This is a genomic window from Vibrio splendidus (assembly GCF_024347615.1).
In the GTDB taxonomy this organism is placed as follows: domain Bacteria; phylum Pseudomonadota; class Gammaproteobacteria; order Enterobacterales; family Vibrionaceae; genus Vibrio; species Vibrio splendidus.
Genome location: NZ_AP025508.1, coordinates 3,800,792 through 3,821,703, shown reverse-complemented (window position 1 = coordinate 3,821,703; position 20,912 = coordinate 3,800,792). Strand labels below are relative to the sequence as shown.

The 20,912-nt window shown below is 46.3% G+C and carries 16 protein-coding genes, 5 tRNA genes, 3 rRNA genes and 1 riboswitch; of the genes, 21 read left to right on the top strand and 3 right to left on the bottom strand.

Annotated elements, in window-relative coordinates:
• Window positions 1-2: 2 nt before the first annotated feature.
• Window positions 3-572, top strand: a complete 570-nt coding sequence (locus OCU90_RS17205; protein WP_061025229.1) for a DNA topoisomerase family protein — start codon at window positions 3-5, stop codon at window positions 570-572.
• An 86-nt stretch (window positions 573-658) separates the two neighbouring features.
• Here OCU90_RS17205 and OCU90_RS17200 read toward each other — a convergent pair whose 3' ends face one another.
• Both OCU90_RS17200 and purE read right to left on the bottom strand, forming a co-directional pair.
• Window positions 659-1,789, bottom strand: a complete 1,131-nt coding sequence (locus OCU90_RS17200) for a 5-(carboxyamino)imidazole ribonucleotide synthase (RefSeq protein ID WP_061025232.1) — start codon at window positions 1,787-1,789, stop codon at window positions 659-661.
• Window positions 1,790-1,794: 5 nt separating this feature from the next.
• Window positions 1,795-2,280, bottom strand: coding sequence for a 5-(carboxyamino)imidazole ribonucleotide mutase (purE, locus tag OCU90_RS17195; RefSeq protein ID WP_004735777.1), 486 nt, complete (start codon window positions 2,278-2,280; stop codon window positions 1,795-1,797).
• A gap of 195 nt (window positions 2,281-2,475) precedes the next feature.
• Between purE and OCU90_RS17190 the strand changes: the two genes are divergently transcribed.
• The 4 genes from OCU90_RS17190 (at window position 2,476) to OCU90_RS17175 (ending at window position 5,163) form a co-directional block, all read left to right on the top strand.
• The gene (locus OCU90_RS17190) at window positions 2,476-3,033 is read left to right on the top strand and encodes an L-threonylcarbamoyladenylate synthase (protein ID WP_004735778.1); all 558 of its coding nucleotides are present in this window, start codon (window positions 2,476-2,478) and stop codon (window positions 3,031-3,033) included.
• A gap of 19 nt (window positions 3,034-3,052) precedes the next feature.
• Window positions 3,053-3,970: an oxygen-dependent coproporphyrinogen oxidase gene (gene hemF / locus OCU90_RS17185; RefSeq protein ID WP_061025234.1), complete on the top strand. Its 918-nt coding sequence runs from the start codon at window positions 3,053-3,055 to the stop codon at window positions 3,968-3,970.
• 75 nt (window positions 3,971-4,045) lie between these two features.
• Window positions 4,046-4,876 carry a shikimate dehydrogenase gene (gene aroE / locus OCU90_RS17180; protein ID WP_061025237.1) on the top strand — a complete coding sequence of 277 codons (831 nt, stop codon included), beginning with the start codon at window positions 4,046-4,048 and terminating at the stop codon, window positions 4,874-4,876.
• Between the two features lie 17 nt (window positions 4,877-4,893).
• Entirely contained in the window at window positions 4,894-5,163 is a 270-nt protein-coding gene (locus OCU90_RS17175) for a DUF1488 family protein (RefSeq protein WP_017081754.1), read from the top strand.
• On the opposite strand, the gene OCU90_RS17170 is transcribed toward OCU90_RS17175, so the two are convergent.
• Complete coding sequence (locus tag OCU90_RS17170) at window positions 5,160-5,705, bottom strand: gamma carbonic anhydrase family protein (protein ID WP_061025239.1); 546 nt, start codon at window positions 5,703-5,705, stop codon at window positions 5,160-5,162. The two genes, OCU90_RS17175 and OCU90_RS17170, sit on opposite strands and share 4 nt — an antisense overlap.
• A 582-nt stretch (window positions 5,706-6,287) precedes the next feature.
• Between OCU90_RS17170 and OCU90_RS17165 the strand changes: the two genes are divergently transcribed.
• The 16 genes from OCU90_RS17165 (at window position 6,288) to thiH (ending at window position 20,769) form a co-directional block, all read left to right on the top strand.
• A 16S ribosomal RNA gene (locus OCU90_RS17165) occupies window positions 6,288-7,842 on the top strand.
• Window positions 7,843-7,963: 121 nt separating this feature from the next.
• Window positions 7,964-8,039, top strand: a tRNA-Glu gene (locus OCU90_RS17160).
• A gap of 2 nt (window positions 8,040-8,041) precedes the next feature.
• Window positions 8,042-8,117, top strand: a tRNA-Lys gene (locus tag OCU90_RS17155).
• 32 nt (window positions 8,118-8,149) lie between these two features.
• Window positions 8,150-8,225: transfer RNA gene (locus OCU90_RS17150), tRNA-Val, on the top strand.
• Between the two features lie 402 nt (window positions 8,226-8,627).
• A 23S ribosomal RNA gene (locus OCU90_RS17145) occupies window positions 8,628-11,521 on the top strand.
• 95 nt (window positions 11,522-11,616) lie between these two features.
• Window positions 11,617-11,732: ribosomal RNA gene (rrf, locus tag OCU90_RS17140) — 5S ribosomal RNA — on the top strand.
• The 16S, 23S and 5S rRNA genes sit together here with 5 tRNA genes alongside, the layout of an rRNA operon.
• A gap of 67 nt (window positions 11,733-11,799) precedes the next feature.
• A tRNA-Asp gene (locus OCU90_RS17135) sits at window positions 11,800-11,876 on the top strand.
• A 60-nt stretch (window positions 11,877-11,936) separates the two neighbouring features.
• Window positions 11,937-12,013: transfer RNA gene (locus OCU90_RS17130), tRNA-Trp, on the top strand.
• A 477-nt stretch (window positions 12,014-12,490) separates the two neighbouring features.
• Window positions 12,491-13,873, top strand: a complete 1,383-nt coding sequence (locus tag OCU90_RS17125; protein ID WP_061025863.1) for a multicopper oxidase family protein — start codon at window positions 12,491-12,493, stop codon at window positions 13,871-13,873.
• A gap of 100 nt (window positions 13,874-13,973) precedes the next feature.
• Window positions 13,974-14,357, top strand: a complete 384-nt coding sequence (crcB, locus tag OCU90_RS17120) for a fluoride efflux transporter CrcB (protein WP_004736665.1) — start codon at window positions 13,974-13,976, stop codon at window positions 14,355-14,357.
• Window positions 14,358-14,419: 62 nt separating this feature from the next.
• Window positions 14,420-14,518, top strand: a riboswitch (TPP riboswitch).
• 129 nt (window positions 14,519-14,647) lie between these two features.
• Window positions 14,648-16,597, top strand: coding sequence for a phosphomethylpyrimidine synthase ThiC (gene thiC / locus OCU90_RS17115; protein WP_061025862.1), 1,950 nt, complete (start codon window positions 14,648-14,650; stop codon window positions 16,595-16,597).
• Window positions 16,597-17,889 (top strand): thiamine phosphate synthase, encoded by a 1,293-nt coding sequence (locus OCU90_RS17110; protein ID WP_061025860.1) that lies wholly within the window; start codon window positions 16,597-16,599, stop codon window positions 17,887-17,889. The genes thiC and OCU90_RS17110 overlap by 1 nt, the downstream gene beginning before the upstream one ends.
• Window positions 17,879-18,661, top strand: coding sequence for a HesA/MoeB/ThiF family protein (locus OCU90_RS17105; protein ID WP_061025858.1), 783 nt, complete (start codon window positions 17,879-17,881; stop codon window positions 18,659-18,661). Before OCU90_RS17110 ends, OCU90_RS17105 begins: the two co-directional genes overlap by 11 nt.
• On the top strand, window positions 18,658-18,867 hold the full coding sequence (gene thiS / locus OCU90_RS17100) for a sulfur carrier protein ThiS (RefSeq protein ID WP_017085664.1): 210 nt from the start codon (window positions 18,658-18,660) through the stop codon (window positions 18,865-18,867). The genes OCU90_RS17105 and thiS overlap by 4 nt, the downstream gene beginning before the upstream one ends.
• A gap of 2 nt (window positions 18,868-18,869) precedes the next feature.
• A complete protein-coding gene (locus OCU90_RS17095; RefSeq protein ID WP_004736659.1) occupies window positions 18,870-19,634 on the top strand; it encodes a thiazole synthase in 765 nt (254 codons plus the stop codon).
• A gap of 7 nt (window positions 19,635-19,641) precedes the next feature.
• Window positions 19,642-20,769, top strand: coding sequence for a 2-iminoacetate synthase ThiH (gene thiH / locus OCU90_RS17090; protein ID WP_004736658.1), 1,128 nt, complete (start codon window positions 19,642-19,644; stop codon window positions 20,767-20,769).
• Window positions 20,770-20,912 lie beyond the last annotated feature (143 nt).

Below are 20,912 nucleotides of genomic sequence, written 5' to 3'. Positions count from 1 at the left end.
TCATGAGTAGTAAGATTGATAATCAGCTTTTTTCAGCACATGAACATGCATTAGAGCATGAACCATGTCCACAGTGTGGTGGAGAGCTTCAGCTTCGCCATGGTAAGCACGGCCCATTTTTAGGCTGTAAGCAGTATCCTAGCTGTGATTACATCAAGCCTCTGCATCAGAACGATGGCCACGTAGTGAAAGAGCTGGGTGTACCGTGCCCTAAATGCCAAAACGAATTGGTATTAAGGCAAGGTCGCTTTGGTATGTTCATTGGTTGTAGCAGCTACCCAACGTGTAATCACATCGAATCTTTGGACCAACCAAAAGAACAACCTGAAGAGCAGCCACTTGTTGCTTGTCCTGAGTGTGGCAGAGGCCATTTGGTTGAGCGTAAATCTCGCTATGGCAAAACCTTCTATGCGTGTGATAACTACCCTAAGTGTAAGTTCGCCGTTAATCAGCCACCTGTTATAGGTCGTTGTGAACAGTGCAAATTCCCGCTGCTACTGGAGAAGAAAACGGCCAGTGGTACTAAGAAGCAATGTGCTGATCGCAAGTGTCATCACATTCAATCTCAATAACCTGATGTTATAGACAAAAAAACGGCGCCCAATGAGCGCCGTTTCTATATCCAATAAACTTTTTATATCAATAAACCAATGTAGGCTTACTTCATCTGCTCAGCAAACTCATGCACAGCAGGGTAGGCTTGCTTATCAAGAATATCAGCCAATGAGCACAACGCTCTTTGCAGCTCTGCGTTGTAGTCAGCGCTCACGTTAATGTGACCCATCTTACGACCTGCACGCTTCTCTTTGCCATACCAATGAACATGACAGCCACCTTGAGCCAGAATAGCCTCAGGTAGGGTATCTTCACCAAGAATATTGATCATTGCGGTTGGGCGAATCAGTTTAGTACTGCCTAGTGGCATACCGCACACAGCACGTAGGTGGTTCTCAAACTGACAAGTTTCAGCGCCTTGCTGTGTCCAGTGGCCAGAGTTATGAACACGTGGTGCAATTTCGTTAACCAGCAGTGAACCTTTAACATCAAAGAACTCTAACGCTAGCACGCCAACGTAATCCAAACGTTCTGCAACAGCGGTGAACATGGTTTTCGCTTGCTCTTGCAGTTCAATGTCATCAATCGCTGTCGATAAGCTCAACACGCCGTCGGTGTGAACATTTTCAGCCAGTGGGTACACTTGAATCTCGCCATTAGCGCCACGAGCACCAACCAGTGATACTTCGCGATCAAACGGAACGAACTCTTCAGCCACAATGGCTTGGTTGTCTGTTGCGGCGATGCACTCGGCCATTTCTGCCCAAGTCGCGCCAACATTGTCTAATGTTTTTAAGCGCCATTGACCTTTGCCATCGTAGCCGCCAAGTGTGCTCTTCAATACCATTGGTAAGCCAACGTGAGCGATCGCAGCGTCAAAGTCTTCGCGAGAGTTAATCTCGTAGTACTTAGCATTTTTCACGCTTGCTTCGTCTAACAGGGCTTTTTCAAGGCGACGGTCACCGCCAGCTTTGATTGCTTCTGTTGTCGGTAAGAACTTACCGCTGCGCTCACATACCTCAAGAACATCGTGAGGGATATGTTCGAATTCAGCAGTAATGACGTCCGCACGCTCAATCGCATTGTCTAAGCCGTTGCCTAGAATCGCTTGCGTTAATGGGTGAACAATATTTTTGCTGCCAACATCAAAAGCAGAAATTTCAATATTCAGCGGCGCCCCAGCTAGGGACATCATGCGAGCAAGTTGGCCCGCGCCTAACACAAGAACATGCATGGGAATTAGTCCTCAGCAGGGTTTGGATTAGCCAGAACCGTTTCTGTTTGCTCAGAGCGGAACGCTTCTACTTTTGCCATCACTTCTTCATTGTGAGTACCAATGATTTGAGCGGCTAAGATACCAGCATTGGCAGCGCCAGCTTCACCGATAGCCAAAGTACCTACCGCAATGCCTTTTGGCATCTGTACGATAGAAAGCAGAGAATCCATGCCCTTCAGTGCTTTAGACTGAACAGGAACACCTAAAACAGGTACGCTTGTGAAAGCTGCAGCCATGCCCGGAAGATGCGCAGCACCGCCAGCACCAGCAATAATCACTTTAATACCGCGCTCTTTCGCACTGGTTGCGTAATCAGCAAGCAACTGAGGTGTGCGGTGAGCAGAAACCACTTTTGTTTCGTACGCCACGCCAAACTGATCCAACATTTCTGCAGCTAGCTTCATTGTTGGCCAATCAGATTTAGAACCCATGATAATACCGACAGTCATCTCAAACTCCTTCAGGTACGATTTAATTAGTGATTAGATATTTTGCGCGCATTATACGGGTAAAATTGCTTAAGGAAAACGTTTGCGTCAGTCTAAGTTGTTAATTGATACATTTTATAAACAAATAGCTTTAGTCACAGTGAATGATAATTTGTACACTTAGCGAGTTCGATAACAGAATTAATGAGGCAACCCTTGGATAACTTTCAACATACTTTGCAGGCATTACAACAAGGTGAAGTCATTGCTTACCCGACTGAAGGCGTTTTTGGGGTCGGTTGTGATCCCGATAATCCACAAGCCATTAAGAAATTGCTCGATTTAAAACAGCGGCCGATGGAAAAAGGGTTGATCCTAATTGCAGCGAGTTACGAGCAGTTGCTGCCCTATATTGACGAAAGCCAGTTGACGGAAGCGCAGTTAGCGACCGTAAAAGCAACATGGCCGGGACCAGTGACTTGGATAATGCCAACCAGCAGTAAAGTAACTGACTGGGTCAGTGGCCAATTTGAATCCATCGCGGTGCGAGTGACGGATCACCCTTTAGTTCAAAGAATGTGTAATGAATTCGGTAAGCCGTTAACCTCGACCAGTGCTAACCTGACAGGTGAACCGCCTTGTATGACGACTGAAGAAGTTCAACAGCAACTGGGTCAACATTTGGTGGCTATTTTAGAAGGTCAAACGGGTGGTCGTGAGAAGCCAAGCGAAATTAGAGATGCAAAAACGTCGAAAATATTAAGACAGGGTTAAACCCTGCAGAGGAAGAAAGATGTCAGCAATTGATAAAGAAGCAGTAAAACAGTTTTTACTGAGCCTACAAGATTCGATTTGCCAGCAGCTTGAGCAAGCTGATGGTACTGCACTGTTTGAAGAAGATGCATGGCAGCGTGAACCTGGCGAGCGCCTTGGTGGCGGTGGTCGAACTCGCGTGATGACCAATGGTGCGGTATTTGAGCAAGGTGGGGTTAATTTCTCTCACGTAGCGGGTAAGGCAATGCCTGCCTCAGCCACGGCTCATCGCCCTGAATTAGCTGGACGTAAGTTTGAGGCAATGGGGGTCTCATTAGTTATCCACCCTAAAAACCCATACATCCCAACCTCACACGCGAACGTTCGATTCTTTATTGCGGAAAAAGAGGGGGAAGACCCGATTTGGTGGTTTGGTGGTGGTTTTGACTTAACGCCATTTTATCCTTTCGATGAAGACTGCCAATCTTGGCATCAAACCGCTAAAGATCTTTGTGCGCCGTTTGGTGATGATGTTTATCAAGAGCATAAAGAGTGGTGTGATAAATACTTCTATCTGCCTCACCGAGACGAAACACGCGGTGTTGGTGGTCTGTTCTTTGATGATCTGAATGAGTGGGGTTTCGATAAGAGCTTTGCTTATATGCAGGCGGTCGGTGAAGGCTTTGCAGCCGCCTATCTACCCATTGTAGAACGACGTAAAGAGACGTCTTACGGTGAGCGCGAGCGTGACTTCCAACTTTATCGTCGTGGTCGCTATGTTGAATTTAACTTAGTGTATGACCGTGGCACCCTATTTGGTCTGCAAAGCGGTGGGCGCACAGAGTCTATATTGATGTCGATGCCGCCATTGGCTCGTTGGGAATACCGCTACGAACCACAAGCGGGTTCACCAGAAGCTCTGCTTTATAGCGACTACCTAAAGCCTCGAGTTTGGTAGTTCTTCCTTCCTTATAGGGATAGTGATAGGGTCATCTATATAGATGACCCTTTTTTATTTCTGTTAGGTAAGGATATGACACAGCAAGTAGATCGTTATGCCGTTTTCGGTAACCCTATTGGGCAAAGCAAATCGCCATTCATTCACACATTATTTGCTCGCCAAACCAGCCAACAACTTACCTATACAGCACTCCAGCCAGAACAAGGTGAATTCATCATTGCTGCTCAAGCTTTTTTTAGTGAGGGTGGTAGAGGGTGTAATGTCACAGCACCTTTTAAAGAAGATGCGTATCAGTTCGCTAATCGCCTGACTGAAAGAGCTGAACTAGCAGGTGCCGTAAACACACTTAAGAAGCTCGATGATGGAGAGATTATTGGTGATAACACCGATGGTGAAGGCTTAGTTCAAGACCTTCTTCAACATCAAGTTGCGTTAAAAGGAGCTCGCGTTCTTCTTCTTGGCGCTGGTGGTGCTGCGAGAGGAGTGATTCAACCTCTTCTCGATCAAAAGCCACAACAGCTGGTGGTCGCTAATCGAACCAGCTCCAAGGCTGAACTTCTGGCTGAGATGTTTTCTTCGCATGGCAACATCAAGGGGATGGGGCTAAGTGATGTTAATGAAGGCTTTGATGTCATTATTAACTCTACTTCGTCTGGTCTAAGCGGGCAGCTTCCTGAGGTGTCTGATGCTATTTTCAATTCTAATAGCGCCGTTTATGACATGGTTTACGGATCTGGAACCACAGTATTTAATCAATGGGCATTAGATAACGGTGTTCATGCTGCTTATGATGGTTTGGGTATGCTAGTGGGGCAGGCAGCAGAGAGCTTTATGCTTTGGCGTGGCCTTCGCCCAGGAACAAAACAGATTTTAAGAGAATTACGTAGAAACTTAGAGATGTAACAAGGTAATTATAAAAAATGAATCAATCAATTCTATTTCCGGATATCCAAGATTGGGATGAAGCAAGTCAATCTATCACCTTCCCAGCACAACAGTCGGGTGCATTGATCGAATGTGTCTTATCTATTGAAGAATTATCACGATTGGCAGGTAAAGAGATAGAAGAGGGCGATCAAGCTTTAGTTATCTTTTCAGAGTTGCGTTTCGATATTGAAGAGCTAGCGGAAGAGTTAATAGAAGAAGAGGAGTATGACTCCTCTAATCGGATTCAGATCAAAGCGCTTTAAACTGGAAGCACAGAGTCTAGATAGTCGTTTTTATTCTGAACATAGTTGTCAGCTGACTTCTGTAAAAAGGCACGCTCCTTATCATTTAATGGGCGTGCTTGTTTTACCGGGCTTCCTACATATAGATAACCGCTCTCAAGTACCTTATTAGGCGGCACTAAGCTACCAGCACCAATCATCACATCTTCTTTAATAACCACGCCATCCAACACGATAGCTCCCATACCAACAAGTACACGATCTTCAATCGTGCAGCCATGCAGCATTACTTTATGTCCGATAGTGACATCATTACCTATTAGTAGAGGATAACCTTCAGGGTTGTCAGCATTCTTATGGGTGACGTGCAAAACGCTGCCGTCTTGGATATTCGTTCTATCTCCAATATGAATGTGGTTCACATCTCCTCGAGCTGCAACCAAAGGCCACACGCTAGAGTCGTCACCGATTTTGATATCACCAACCAGTACCGAACTTGTATCTATATAGACACCTTGTCCAATCTGAGGGGATACTCCTTTATAACTGCGCATTGAACTCATAAATCCTCCTTTATATAGGCACCTTAAGCCCTTAATTAAGGGGAATACTAGTGAAAATGGAGTGTTTTGAACAAAAAACGCTCGAACAATCAAAAAAGTAAGAAAAACTTCAAAAAGGGCTTGCCAGTGTGATCGAAATCTCTATAATGCGACCTCGTTGAAACGGGAAGGCTTCGTAAGAAACCAAAACGAATCAGCAGGTCAAATTAGCCAAGCTAAGCGCTTGAAAAAAGTTTTGAAAATAGTGGTTGACACTAAAACTTAAATCGCTAAAATGGCCGTCCGATTTGAGCGAAGCTCAAAAAGGAAAAGCTCTTTAACAATTTAAACCTATCAATCTGTGTGGGCACTCGTTGATGAATATCAAAACGTTTTATCCTTTGGATAAAACAGTTACTTCGGTAACAAATTGATTTCAATGAACTGAGTGACCAATACAAATAACTTCGGTTATTTGGCACAGTCAATTCATTACCATTCTGTTGGAATGGTAATAGCTTTAGAATTACATGTTTCTGTTTTTTTTCGAAAGAGCAGTAAATATTAGTTTTGAAGTCAGTATTCATTGAGTCACAAAATCTTAAATTGAAGAGTTTGATCATGGCTCAGATTGAACGCTGGCGGCAGGCCTAACACATGCAAGTCGAGCGGAAACGACAACATTGAATCTTCGGAGGATTTGTTGGGCGTCGAGCGGCGGACGGGTGAGTAATGCCTAGGAAATTGCCTTGATGTGGGGGATAACCATTGGAAACGATGGCTAATACCGCATAATGCCTACGGGCCAAAGAGGGGGATCTTCGGACCTCTCGCGTCAAGATATGCCTAGGTGGGATTAGCTAGTTGGTGAGGTAATGGCTCACCAAGGCGACGATCCCTAGCTGGTCTGAGAGGATGATCAGCCACACTGGAACTGAGACACGGTCCAGACTCCTACGGGAGGCAGCAGTGGGGAATATTGCACAATGGGCGAAAGCCTGATGCAGCCATGCCGCGTGTATGAAGAAGGCCTTCGGGTTGTAAAGTACTTTCAGTTGTGAGGAAGGGGGTAACGTTAATAGCGTTATCTCTTGACGTTAGCAACAGAAGAAGCACCGGCTAACTCCGTGCCAGCAGCCGCGGTAATACGGAGGGTGCGAGCGTTAATCGGAATTACTGGGCGTAAAGCGCATGCAGGTGGTTCATTAAGTCAGATGTGAAAGCCCGGGGCTCAACCTCGGAACTGCATTTGAAACTGGTGAACTAGAGTGCTGTAGAGGGGGGTAGAATTTCAGGTGTAGCGGTGAAATGCGTAGAGATCTGAAGGAATACCAGTGGCGAAGGCGGCCCCCTGGACAGACACTGACACTCAGATGCGAAAGCGTGGGGAGCAAACAGGATTAGATACCCTGGTAGTCCACGCCGTAAACGATGTCTACTTGGAGGTTGTGGCCTTGAGCCGTGGCTTTCGGAGCTAACGCGTTAAGTAGACCGCCTGGGGAGTACGGTCGCAAGATTAAAACTCAAATGAATTGACGGGGGCCCGCACAAGCGGTGGAGCATGTGGTTTAATTCGATGCAACGCGAAGAACCTTACCTACTCTTGACATCCAGAGAAGCCAGCGGAGACGCAGGTGTGCCTTCGGGAACTCTGAGACAGGTGCTGCATGGCTGTCGTCAGCTCGTGTTGTGAAATGTTGGGTTAAGTCCCGCAACGAGCGCAACCCTTATCCTTGTTTGCCAGCGAGTAATGTCGGGAACTCCAGGGAGACTGCCGGTGATAAACCGGAGGAAGGTGGGGACGACGTCAAGTCATCATGGCCCTTACGAGTAGGGCTACACACGTGCTACAATGGCGCATACAGAGGGCAGCAAGCTAGCGATAGTGAGCGAATCCCAAAAAGTGCGTCGTAGTCCGGATTGGAGTCTGCAACTCGACTCCATGAAGTCGGAATCGCTAGTAATCGTGAATCAGAATGTCACGGTGAATACGTTCCCGGGCCTTGTACACACCGCCCGTCACACCATGGGAGTGGGCTGCAAAAGAAGTGGGTAGTTTAACCTTTCGGGGAGGACGCTCACCACTTTGTGGTTCATGACTGGGGTGAAGTCGTAACAAGGTAGCCCTAGGGGAACCTGGGGCTGGATCACCTCCTTATACGAAGATACCACGATGAGTGTCCACACAGATTGATTAGGTTTAGAAAAGCAAAGAGATGAAGAACTCCCAAGTTCTTCGAAGTTTGTTTCTACTTTTTAAAGTGGAGATAAATTGCAGTGTCCCGTTCGTCTAGAGGCCTAGGACACCGCCCTTTCACGGCGGTAACAGGGGTTCGACTCCCCTACGGGATACCATTGGGTCGTTAGCTCAGTTGGTAGAGCAGTTGACTTTTAATCAATTGGTCGCAGGTTCGAATCCTGCACGACCCACCATTCTTTCTCCGCGAAGGAATTAAAACTATCGTGGGCGATTAGCTCAGTTGGGAGAGCACCTGCCTTACAAGCAGGGGGTCACTGGTTCGAGCCCGGTATCGCCCACCATTCTCTAAAAATTCTTGGTTATATTCATATCCAAACCACTTCTTTTGTCGTTGGTTGGTATGTTTGACCCTGAGAGTCTTTAGAAAATGTGAATTTTAGAACGCTGGTTCTTAAAGTCTCATGCTCTTTAACAATTTGGAAAGCTGACTGATTGATTACTTACGAGTAATTCAATCAAATTTAAAAGTTCTCAATGTTTATCTTTCATTAGATAGACACAACAAACACATTCAAGTGTCTTGTATTCGAATCAAACTTAGTTTGATTCACAATTGAGTCCGGCAAACAGTCATTAAGAATTAACCCTTCTTGATGACAACCAAAAACCTTGGTTAGTTGCCATACGCTTATTTGTCTTCACTTTTTAAAGTGAAAGCAAATAGAAACCCTTTCGGGTTGTATGGTTAAGTGACTAAGCGTACACGGTGGATGCCTTGGCAGTCAGAGGCGATGAAAGGCGTAATAACTTGCGATAAGCCCAGATTAGGTAGTAATAACCTTTTGAGTCTGGGATTCCTGAATGGGGAAACCCACTTACATAAGTAAGTATCCTGTTGTGAATACATAGCAACAGGAGGCAAACCGGGGGAACTGAAACATCTAAGTACCCCGAGGAAGAGAAATCAACCGAGATTCCGAAAGTAGCGGCGAGCGAAATTGGATTAGCCCTTAAGCTTTTAATGAGACAGATGAAGGCTCTGGAAAGTGCCGCAATAAAGGGTGATAGCCCCGTAATCGACATCTCATAATCAGTGAAAACGAGTAGGGCGGGACACGTGATATCCTGTCTGAATATGGGGGGACCATCCTCCAAGGCTAAATACTACTGACTGACCGATAGTGAACCAGTACCGTGAGGGAAAGGCGAAAAGAACCCCTGTGAGGGGAGTGAAATAGAACCTGAAACCGTGTACGTACAAGCAGTAGGAGCACCTTCGTGGTGTGACTGCGTACCTTTTGTATAATGGGTCAGCGACTTAATTTTAGTAGCAAGGTTAACCGTTTAGGGGAGCCGTAGGGAAACCGAGTCTTAACTGGGCGTACAGTTGCTAGGATTAGACCCGAAACCAGGTGATCTAGCCATGGGCAGGTTGAAGGTTGAGTAACATCAACTGGAGGACCGAACCGACTAATGTTGAAAAATTAGCGGATGACTTGTGGCTAGGGGTGAAAGGCCAATCAAACCTGGAGATAGCTGGTTCTCCCCGAAAGCTATTTAGGTAGCGCCTCGGACGAATACTACTGGGGGTAGAGCACTGTTAAGGCTAGGGGGTCATCCCGACTTACCAACCCTTTGCAAACTCCGAATACCAGTAAGTACTATCCGGGAGACACACGGCGGGTGCTAACGTCCGTCGTGGAGAGGGAAACAACCCAGACCGCCAGCTAAGGTCCCAAAGTATAGCTAAGTGGGAAACGATGTGGGAAGGCTCAGACAGCCAGGATGTTGGCTTAGAAGCAGCCATCATTTAAAGAAAGCGTAATAGCTCACTGGTCGAGTCGGCCTGCGCGGAAGATGTAACGGGGCTAAGCTATACACCGAAGCTGCGGCTACGTACCTTAGGGTATGTGGGGTAGGGGAGCGTTCTGTAAGCCGTTGAAGGTGGTCTGTAAGGGCTGCTGGAGGTATCAGAAGTGCGAATGCTGACATGAGTAACGATAAAGGGAGTGAAAAACTCCCTCGCCGGAAGACCAAGGGTTCCTGTCCAACGTTAATCGGGGCAGGGTAAGTCGACTCCTAAGGCGAGGCCGAAAGGCGTAGTCGATGGGAAACGGGTTAATATTCCCGTACTTCTTACAATTGCGATGGGGGGACGGAGAAGGCTAGGTGGGCCTGGCGACGGTTGTCCAGGTTCAAGTATGTAGGCGGAAAGTTTAGGTAAATCCGGACTTTCATTAACGCTGAGATACGATGTCGAGCTACTACGGTAGTGAAGTCATTGATGCCATGCTTCCAGGAAAAGCCTCTAAGCTTCAGATTGTAAGGAATCGTACCCCAAACCGACACAGGTGGTCGGGTAGAGAATACCAAGGCGCTTGAGAGAACTCGGGTGAAGGAACTAGGCAAAATGGTACCGTAACTTCGGGAGAAGGTACGCTCTTATCAGTGAAGTCCCTTGCGGATGGAGCAGACGAGAGTCGCAGATACCAGGTGGCTGCAACTGTTTATTAAAAACACAGCACTGTGCAAAATCGTAAGATGACGTATACGGTGTGACGCCTGCCCGGTGCCGGAAGGTTAATTGATGGGGTTAGACTTCGGTCGAAGCTCTTGATCGAAGCCCCGGTAAACGGCGGCCGTAACTATAACGGTCCTAAGGTAGCGAAATTCCTTGTCGGGTAAGTTCCGACCTGCACGAATGGCGTAATGATGGCCACGCTGTCTCCACCCGAGACTCAGTGAAATTGAAATCGCTGTGAAGATGCAGTGTACCCGCGGCTAGACGGAAAGACCCCGTGAACCTTTACTACAGCTTGGCACTGAACATTGAACCTACATGTGTAGGATAGGTGGGAGACTATGAAATTGCGTCGCTAGATGTGATGGAGTCGTCCTTGAAATACCACCCTTGTAGTTTTGATGTTCTAACGTTGGTCCCTGAATCGGGATTACGGACAGTGCCTGGTGGGTAGTTTGACTGGGGCGGTCTCCTCCCAAAGAGTAACGGAGGAGCACGAAGGTGGGCTAAACACGGTTGGACATCGTGTGGTTAGTGCAATGGCATAAGCCCGCTTGACTGCGAGAATGACAATTCGAGCAGGTGCGAAAGCAGGTCATAGTGATCCGGTGGTTCTGAATGGAAGGGCCATCGCTCAACGGATAAAAGGTACTCCGGGGATAACAGGCTGATACCGCCCAAGAGTTCATATCGACGGCGGTGTTTGGCACCTCGATGTCGGCTCATCACATCCTGGGGCTGAAGTCGGTCCCAAGGGTATGGCTGTTCGCCATTTAAAGTGGTACGCGAGCTGGGTTTAGAACGTCGTGAGACAGTTCGGTCCCTATCTGCCGTGGGCGTTGGAAAATTGAAAGGGGCTGCTCCTAGTACGAGAGGACCGGAGTGGACGAACCTCTGGTGTTCGGGTTGTCATGCCAATGGCATTGCCCGGTAGCTAAGTTCGGAATCGATAACCGCTGAAAGCATCTAAGCGGGAAGCGAGCCTTGAGATGAGTTTTCCCTGGCACTATAAGTGTCCTAAAGGGTTGTCGTAGACTACGACGTTGATAGGCAGGGTGTGTAAGTGCTGCGAGGCATTGAGCTAACCTGTACTAATTGCCCGTGAGGCTTAACCATACAACACCCAAGGGGTTTTGTGGACTCAAAGACAGACCTTGAATGAGTTTGAAGAGAAATAACTTTTAGATAAGCTTTCCGAATTTTAAAATTTGCTTGGCGACCATAGCATTGTGGACCCACCTGATTCCATGCCGAACTCAGAAGTGAAACACAATAGCGCCGATGGTAGTGTGGGGTTTCCCCATGTGAGAGTAGGACATCGCCAGGCTTTAAATTAAATCTTTAGGTTGACCGACCTGGAGATATGGACGCTCACTTAGTGAGTTGACCACTGCGGAGTGGTAGTTCAGTTGGTTAGAATACCGGCCTGTCACGCCGGGGGTCGCGGGTTCGAGTCCCGTCCACTCCGCCACTTATTCGATAACCTCGCCTAGTGCGAGGTTTTTTCGAATCTGAAGCAAGATAAAGTTTTAGGGGTGTAGCTCCAATTGGCAGAGCAGCGGATTCCAAATCCGCGTGTTGGGAGTTCGAATCTCTCCACCCCTGCCATATACGAAGCCTCAGCAGAAATGCTGAGGCTTTTTTGCATCTATTGCTTCTACGAAGCAATGTCGTGATCTGGAATGCCAGCCTGGTCGAATATCCGGAGTGCCAGCTCAGTCCACCCCTGTCATATATAAGGCTCCAGACTACGCGTCCCGGCAGAAATGTTGGAGCCTTTTTTTATTAGCTTCGACTTATAATGGTTTACCTAATTCTACCAATTTGGATATGTTGATATTCGAACCTTTACGCTTCCGTAGTAGTTCGAAGATCTAGTCGAACAGGAAGGTCTTTTGGCTTTCTATATGTGGGATATTTAAGCTGTCACTTCTTGCCTTGGATGATATTTGACCATAGAAGGGTAAGTGCTTACTTATCCCAGCCTCTTTTATAAACAATCAACAGCACAAACCACGCTTCTTTATGAGAATTATTCTCAATATTTTGTTACATTTTGGTCGTTATTACTAAAAGGCAACAAATATGGATATCTCCCGTCGTAAGTTTATTCAATCATCTCTCGCTATACCTGCACTCACTGTACTGCCTGCTTGCTCTATGAAACGGGCGGTTGATGAACAAGGAAAGTATGTTTATGACTTAACGGCAGTGCCTTCAACCGCTGAACTCGTGACGGGGTTTGAGACTAATATTCTAGGCTTTAATGGTCAGATTCCAGCACCAACGATTCGATGTCGACAAGGTGAAAAGGTCACAATTCGTTTTACGAATAAGCTATCAGAGCCGACGACTATCCATTGGCATGGCTTAAGAATTCCTATCGAAATGGACGGTGTTCCCTTCTTAAGTCAGCCACCGATCATGCCAGGTGAAACATTCATTTATGAGTTTACGCCGCCAGATGCTGGCACATTTTGGTATCACCCACATATGAATAGCGTTAAACAACTTGGTATGGGTTTGGTTGGGCTAATTATCGTAGAAGAAAGCACTCCCGTGCAGTTTGATGAAGAGCATGCACTGATGCTTAAGCATTGGCACATCGATAAACAGGGTCAATGGAAAGACTTAATGATTCCACGACTTAGTGCTCGTATGGGAACTCCAGGAGAGTGGAGTAGCGTCAATGGTGTTCATGAACCTGTGTACCAATTAAAGCAGCACGCAACGACTCGACTGCGTATCGCGAATGTCGATAATACGATCACTTATCCTATTGCTGTCGAAGGGGCTGAGGCATGGGTGATTGCCATTGATGGTAATCCTGTAAAGACGCCATATAAACTTACTCAACATAAAATCGGCCCAGGGATGCGCGTGGATATTGGACTGATAGCGCCCAAAGTAGGCGAGCGAGTTAATGTTCTTCAAATGAAGGGCCGCTTTCCTTTCTCTTTATGTGAGTTCGAGGTAGTAGATTCCCCCCTTACTGAAGGGCGTTTATTGCCATTGTTGCCTCTTAACCCTGTACCTAATCTAGATCTTCCTAATGCTGAAGAGATCGATTTTGTGTTCGAGTGGGAAGGTGCGGTATCACCAGTTTCTAAAGATGGTAAATCGATGCCTAAGTTTTGGCTTACTAATAAAAGAGCATGGGAAGGGATGAGCAAAGACAATATTCCTGAGCCGTTGACGATTTTAGAGTTAGGTAAGACTTACATATTCGATCTAAAGAACGTCACCCAATACCATCACCCGATCCATATTCACGGTCATACATTCACTGTATTGGAACTTGATGGGAAGAAAGTTGAAGAGCCTTTCCATACCGATACAGTGTTACTTGGAAAAAACGGCCGAGCTAAAGCTGCATTTGTTGCAGATAACCCTGGCCGCTGGATGTACCACTGTCATGTTATAGAACACATGAAAACGGGTTTAATGGGATACATTGAAGTTAAGTGACACCTGTAACGTTTAATATTTGCGCATGCATTCTTAGTTTCTACCCTCGCTTTTATCGGCGTTAAAGCTAGAATATAGGGATTATTGTTTGGGAGGATTCATGGGTCAGTTATCTATTTTAGGTTTTATTGCCATTGGTGGCGCATTTGGTGCTTGTTCGCGTTATTTGATTTCAGAGTTATGTGTGGTAATGCTAGGGCGTGGTTTTCCTTATGGTACGCTGACTGTTAACGTAATTGGTTCTTTAATTATGGGATTGCTCATCGCTGCGTTTGAGAATGAAATGGTTGCGACAGAACCATGGAGACAGATCATCGGTCTTGGTTTCCTAGGAGCACTGACGACATTTTCTACATTTTCGATGGATAACGTACTTCTTATGCAGCAGGGCGCTTTCTTTAAGATGGGACTCAATGTGCTACTCAACGTGGTACTCAGTATTTCAGCCGCATGGATCGGCTTCCAACTTTTGATAAAGTCTTAAAACTTTCTTACGATTTGTTAACAACTCGGCTTGGTTTATCCAAGCCGTTTTTATATACTCGATCGAACTTGTCGGAGTGCCATATGGCTGAGACCGTTAACTCGGGATCCGTTGAACCTGATCAGGCTAATACCTGCGAAGGGAACAAGAGTAGATATCTAACTAGAATCCTTCTAGAGATCTATCTCCAGATCACAACTGTATTTCTTACCGTGATCCCTCTTGTAGCATCTAATCCGTCAAGCATTTTTATCCCTATAAATAATGGCTAAAAGCCAAGGAAAAATGCTATGTCGACTCGTAAACAAGCAAGACTGGAAGCGAAGAATTTCATTGATTCTTTATCCGTACAACCCTACCCAAACTCAAAAAAAGCTTACATCCAAGGATCTCGAGAGGACATTCAAGTCCCTGTCCGAGAAATATCACTCGCTGATAGCCTTGTTGGTGGTACCAAAAAAGAGCCTGTATTCGAACCTAATGTACCCATTCAAGTTTACGATACCTCAGGTGTTTACACAGACCCTACACATCAAATAGACCTGTATAGCGGTCTTCCTAAGTTGCGAGAGCAATGGATTGAAGAGCGTGGTGATACGGAATTGTTAGACGACGTAAGCTCTGTTTACACCAAAGAACGTTTAGATGATGAAACTCTAGACGACCTTCGCTACGGCAACCTGCCTAGAATTCGTCGCGCGACAGACAACCAATGTGTTACTCAGCTGCACTATGCTCGTCAGGGTATTATCACACCTGAAATGGAGTACATTGCCATACGTGAGAACATGGGACGTCAGAAGTTCGCTGATGAGCAGCTTAACCATCAACACCCTGGCCATAACTTTGGTGCAAACCTGCCGAAAGAAATTACTCCTGAGTTCGTGCGTAAAGAGGTTGCTGAAGGTCGAGCTATTATCCCTTCAAACATCAACCACCCAGAATCAGAACCGATGATTATTGGTCGAAACTTCTTAGTGAAGGTGAACGCTAATATCGGTAACTCTTCAGTAAGCTCTTCGATTGAAGAAGAAGTTGAGAAGCTAGTATGGTCGACTCGCTGGGGTGGCGATACCGTGATGGACCTTTCTACTGGTCGTAATATTCACGAGACTCGCGAATGGATCCTACGTAATAGCCCAGTACCAATTGGTACGGTTCCTATGTATCAAGCGCTTGAAAAAGTGAATGGCGTTGCCGAAGACCTTAACTGGGAAGTGATGCGCGATACCTTGATTGAACAAGCAGAGCAGGGTGTTGATTACTTTACTATCCACGCAGGCTTATTGCTTCGCTACGTTCCTATGACCGCTAAACGTGTGACTGGTATTGTCTCTCGTGGCGGCTCCATCATCGCGAAATGGTGTCTTGCTCATCACCAAGAAAGTTTCCTTTATACCCACTTCCGTGAGATCTGTGAGATCTGTGCGAAGTACGATGTTGCTCTGTCATTAGGTGACGGTTTACGCCCGGGCTCAATTGCAGATGCTAATGATGAGGCTCAATTCTCGGAGTTACGTACTCTAGGTGAGTTGACTAAAGTGGCTTGGGAATATGACGTTCAGGTGATCATTGAAGGCCCTGGACATGTACCAATGCACCTGATTAAAGAGAATATGGACGAGCAGTTAGAGCACTGCCATGAAGCGCCTTTCTATACTTTAGGCCCATTGACGACAGATATTGCCCCTGGTTACGACCATATTACCTCTGGTATTGGCGCGGCCATGATTGGTTGGTACGGCTGTGCGATGCTCTGTTATGTCACCCCTAAAGAGCACCTAGGCTTACCAAATAAAGAAGATGTGAAGACTGGCCTGATTACTTACAAGCTAGCAGCACACGCAGCGGACCTCGCTAAAGGACATCCGGGCGCACAAATCCGAGATAATGCATTATCAAAGGCACGTTTTGAATTCCGTTGGGAAGACCAATTCAATCTAGCTTTAGATCCTGAAACCGCGCGTTCTTTCCATGATGAAACTCTGCCACAAGAGTCGGGCAAGGTTGCTCACTTCTGCTCAATGTGTGGACCTAAATTCTGCTCGATGAAGATTTCTCAAGAAGTTCGAGAGTATGCGAAAGACACCGAACAAGTAGCCGCGGATCAGGCTATCGAGATTAAGATGCTAGATAACCCGTTGGAAGGGATGCGTCAGAAATCACAAGAGTTCCGTGATACTGGCTCTGAACTTTATCATCCTGCAGTAGCCGCAAAAGAAGCTCAATTAGAGGAATAATGACAGTGAAGATACTAATCCCATCTCAAAATATTGAGTTAACGGGAGAGGTGCAGAACTGTCTATTGGTTGCTAAGCGACAAGGCTTGGCAACTGATGCGGTTGAGTTGGGTGTAAGCCCAACTCAATACTTCTCTATCGTTGATTCTCAGCAGGCGTTATCTATTGGCTTCGCTCATGATCTTGATTCATTGACGGTGTGTCAGCTAGCAGAACTGAACCATGTTGTTGATTACAGCAATTCAGTCGCGCTAGCTGACGTTTGTGATGCCTTTACACAAACTCCGAATACCATTTATATCGGTGTTTCAGATGATTCAGCTGTACTGGATATCTGGTCACACCTGGGTGCTAGCCGTGCTATCAAGAGTGGCACTACAGCTCATCAGGAGTTAGATAATCGCGGCCACTTTGCTTGGTTACTTACTTTGTTGGCGCTGGAATTCCCATTAGAAGACGCACTAGTTTTAGCTCGCGCAGCGTCCAATGTTTCACGTGGAACATGGCCAGCACATTACCAAAACTTTCCTATCCCTGTTCTTGAAGATCAACGATTGGACATAAGCGTAGGTTGGGCTAACCAAGGGACATCACTTTCTTTTCCTGAGTTGAGTAAGAGTAGCCTCGGTTTATACCCTGTGGTTGATGATGTTGAGTGGATCGAAAGATTGCTCAAGCTTGGAATCAACACTGTCCAACTACGTATTAAGAACCCACAGCAAACGGACTTAGAACTACAAGTCGCACGATCTATCGAACTTGGTCGTGAGTACAACGCTCAAGTTTTTATCAATGATTACTGGCAACTTGCACTCAAGCATGACGCTTTTGGTGTTCATTTGGGGCAAGAGGATATTGAAGAATCAAACCTCTCACAGTTGAGCCTTGCGGGTATAAAGATTGGTCTCTCGACTCATGGCTATTACGAGTTGCTACGCATTGTTCAAATCAATCCAAGCTATATTGCGCTAGGGCACATTTTCCCAACAACAACTAAACAGATGCCATCAAAGCCTCAGGGTTTAGTTCGCTTATCTCTGTATCAACAGCTGATTGATACTATCCCATACACAGAGCAACTCACCGGTTATCCGACGGTTGCTATTGGTGGTATTGACCAATCGACAGCTGAGCAGGTGTGGGATTGTGGGGTGTCGAGTTTGGCGGTTGTTCGTGCGATTACATTAGCGGAAGACCCCAAAAAGGTGATCGAATTTTTCGAAAAACTGATGGCACCTAAACCTCCAGCTCTCAAAGAAGAGGTTATGCAGGAGCCTAGCTATGCTGAGTGATTTTGAGTTTATTCGTTATCAACGACAAATTGCGTTACCTGAAGTGGGTGAGCAAGGGCAACGCAATCTATTAGATAGCCATGTGTTGGTCATCGGTTGTGGTGGCTTAGGAAATGCAGCAGCTCTCTATCTTGCTGCTTCCGGTGTCGGAAAAATCGTATTGGTTGATGATGACTGTGTGGATTCGTCTAACCTGCAACGACAGGTAGCGTTCAAGGAAAGTCAGTTAGGTTCACCTAAGGTTGAAGCTCTGAAGCAACAACTGAGTGAGCTTAATGGTCGAAGCCAAGTAAGAACCATCAATAAGCGAATGACTCAAAGCCAACTTGAGCTTGAGGTGATGCTCGCTGATTTGGTGTTGGATTGTACTGACAACTTTGAGTCGCGCCAGCAGGTTAACCAAGCATGTTTTGGCAGCAGTACGCCTTTGATTTCTGGTTCTGCGATCGGCTGGAAAGGTCAGTTTATTGTCTTTGATTATCAGAAGCAGAAAGGGTGCTATCACTGTTTATTCCCGTTCAGTCACCATCCGCAAACGACTCGTTGTAGTGATAGCGGCATCATAGGCCCAGTTGTTGGCACGATAGGGAACCTTCAAGCTTTGGCTGCTATTCAACGTTTAACTCGTGGTGAGTTTCAGGTAGCAACACACCAGCTCAAACTGTTCGATGGCCAAACGATGAATTGGCAAAATTTAATGGTCACTCAAGATAGTGAATGTCCCGTGTGCAGTGCGTCTGCAGTTAAGCATTTAGAAGAAGAAATCCAATGAGTCATATAACGATCTCTATAAACGAGCAACCAGAACAGGTCGCGCACTTGTCGTCTCTAGCGGACATTATCCAAGCTCTATCATTACCTGATCTAGGTTGTGTATTTGCAATCAATAATGCGGTTGTCCCGCGCAGCCAGTGGCAACAAACTGTCGTCAATGAAGGCGATGCTATTTCTCTTTTCCAAGCCATTGCAGGAGGCTAACCATGTTAACTATCGCTGATAAAACGTTTCAATCACGACTCTTCACTGGAACCGGGAAGTTCGCAAACAAGCATTTGATGGCGAGTGCTATTGAAGCTTCAGGTTCGCAACTGGCAACCATGGCGTTGAAGAGAGTCGATATTCGCTCTGAGCAAGACGACATTTTACAACCAATCATTGATGCTGGCGTGAACTTGCTACCGAATACCTCTGGGGCGAAGAGTGCAAAAGATGCCGTCTTTGCTGCGCATTTGGCTCGTGAAGCGCTAGGCACAAACTGGCTTAAACTGGAAATTCACCCAGATCCAAAGTACTTGATGCCAGACCCAATTGAGACGCTTAAAGCTGCTGAGCAACTGGTTAAAGATGGTTTTGTTGTGTTGCCTTACTGCCATGCCGATCCAGTATTGTGTAAACGCTTGGAAGAGGTGGGTTGCGCTGCAGTTATGCCGCTGGGCGCACCTATTGGTTCAAATAAGGGTATTGCGTCTGCAGACTTTTTAGAGATCATTATCGACCAAGCGAATGTCCCTGTGATTGTGGATGCAGGCATAGGCGCACCATCGCATGCTGCTCGTGCAATGGAAATGGGCGCAGACGCTGTGTTAGTGAATACTGCGATTGCGGCTTCTCAACAACCCGTCGATATGGCGATTGCCTTTAAGCTGGCAGTTGAAGCGGGTCGTATGGCTTACCTTGCTGGGCTTGCAGGAAAAGTATCTCACGCGGTTGCTTCGAGCCCGTTAACTTCATTTCTAGACGAGTAGTGTCCCTATGACGTTTGTTGATCGATTTAAACAGCTCAACTGGGATGACATTGGTATGTCTATCTTCAGTAAAACGGCAGCGGATGTTGAACGCGCTCTGAGTAAACCCAAACGTGACTTAGAAGACTTTAAGGCTCTGATCTCTCCGGCGGCAGAACCTTACTTAGAGCAGATGGCACAACAGTCGTTGGCGCTAACTCGTAAGCGATTTGGCAATACAATGTCGCTTTACATTCCTTTGTACCTCTCGAATCTATGCGCTAATGCGTGCACGTATTGTGGCTTCTCAATGGAGAACCGTATCAAACGTCGCACGCTTACTTTGGATGAAATTGATGCCGAAAGTGCGGCTATCAAAAAGATGAAGTTCGATAGCGTTTTGTTAGTCACCGGTGAACATGAAACTAAGGTCGGGATGAATTACTTTCGACAGGTGTTGCCGAATATCAAAAAGCAATTCAACTACCTAGCGATGGAAGTGCAGCCGCTTGATCAACATGATTACGCAGAGCTTAAAACTCTCGGCCTAGATGCTGTTATGGTTTACCAAGAGACTTATCAGCCAAGAACTTACGCTGAGCATCATCTACGTGGCAATAAAATGGATTTTGAATACCGTCTTGAAACCCCAGATCGCTTGGCAAAAGCGGGGATCGATAAGATAGGTATTGGTGCCTTGATTGGTTTGGAAGATTGGCGAACCGACTGCTTTTTTGTTGCTGCTCACTTAGATTACTTAGAGCGTACTTATTGGCAAACACGTTACTCAATTTCATTCCCACGTCTTCGTCCGTGTGAGGGTGGAGACTCTGGTGGTGGATTACAGCCTAAATCAATCATGAACGATAAACAGCTGGTTCAGCTTATCTGCGCATATCGACTCTTGAATCCTGAGGTCGAGTTATCCCTTTCGACCCGTGAATCGGCAACTTTCCGCGATAACGTGTTGCCTTTGGGTATCACCAGTATGTCGGCAGCTTCGAAAACCCAACCCGGTGGTTATGCTTCGGGTGAGGAAGAACTCGAGCAGTTTGAGATCAGTGACGAGAGAAGTGCTGCTGATGTTGAGTCTATGATTCGTCAGCGTGGTTTCGACCCAGTGTGGCGAGACTGGCACAGTGCCTATTCTGGTTAATCAACATATTGGTTGATGTTCCACGTGAAACATCGATGTAATGATACAGGCAAATAAAAACGGCTACCTTTGGGTAGCCGTTTTGCTATTTGCTATTTAACTTATTAACCTAGCAAGCTCGTTTTGGTTCAGTTATCTGTCGA

What these genes read in the sequence shown, in the direction of transcription:
- OCU90_RS17205 (WP_061025229.1), top strand. Translation starts at nt 3, where the DNA reads ATGAGTAGTAAGATTGATAATCAGCTTTTTTCAGCACATGAACATGCA.
- OCU90_RS17200 (WP_061025232.1), bottom strand. Translation starts at nt 1,789, where the DNA reads ATGCATGTTCTTGTGTTAGGCGCGGGCCAACTTGCTCGCATGATGTCC.
- purE (WP_004735777.1), bottom strand. Translation starts at nt 2,280, where the DNA reads ATGACTGTCGGTATTATCATGGGTTCTAAATCTGATTGGCCAACAATG.
- hemF (WP_061025234.1), top strand. Translation starts at nt 3,053, where the DNA reads ATGTCAGCAATTGATAAAGAAGCAGTAAAACAGTTTTTACTGAGCCTA.
- aroE (WP_061025237.1), top strand. Translation starts at nt 4,046, where the DNA reads ATGACACAGCAAGTAGATCGTTATGCCGTTTTCGGTAACCCTATTGGG.
- OCU90_RS17175 (WP_017081754.1), top strand. Translation starts at nt 4,894, where the DNA reads ATGAATCAATCAATTCTATTTCCGGATATCCAAGATTGGGATGAAGCA.
- OCU90_RS17170 (WP_061025239.1), bottom strand. Translation starts at nt 5,705, where the DNA reads ATGAGTTCAATGCGCAGTTATAAAGGAGTATCCCCTCAGATTGGACAA.
- OCU90_RS17125 (WP_061025863.1), top strand. Translation starts at nt 12,491, where the DNA reads ATGGATATCTCCCGTCGTAAGTTTATTCAATCATCTCTCGCTATACCT.
- crcB (WP_004736665.1), top strand. Translation starts at nt 13,974, where the DNA reads ATGGGTCAGTTATCTATTTTAGGTTTTATTGCCATTGGTGGCGCATTT.
- thiC (WP_061025862.1), top strand. Translation starts at nt 14,648, where the DNA reads ATGTCGACTCGTAAACAAGCAAGACTGGAAGCGAAGAATTTCATTGAT.
- OCU90_RS17110 (WP_061025860.1), top strand. Translation starts at nt 16,597, where the DNA reads ATGACAGTGAAGATACTAATCCCATCTCAAAATATTGAGTTAACGGGA.
- OCU90_RS17105 (WP_061025858.1), top strand. Translation starts at nt 17,879, where the DNA reads ATGCTGAGTGATTTTGAGTTTATTCGTTATCAACGACAAATTGCGTTA.
- thiS (WP_017085664.1), top strand. Translation starts at nt 18,658, where the DNA reads ATGAGTCATATAACGATCTCTATAAACGAGCAACCAGAACAGGTCGCG.
- OCU90_RS17095 (WP_004736659.1), top strand. Translation starts at nt 18,870, where the DNA reads ATGTTAACTATCGCTGATAAAACGTTTCAATCACGACTCTTCACTGGA.
- thiH (WP_004736658.1), top strand. Translation starts at nt 19,642, where the DNA reads ATGACGTTTGTTGATCGATTTAAACAGCTCAACTGGGATGACATTGGT.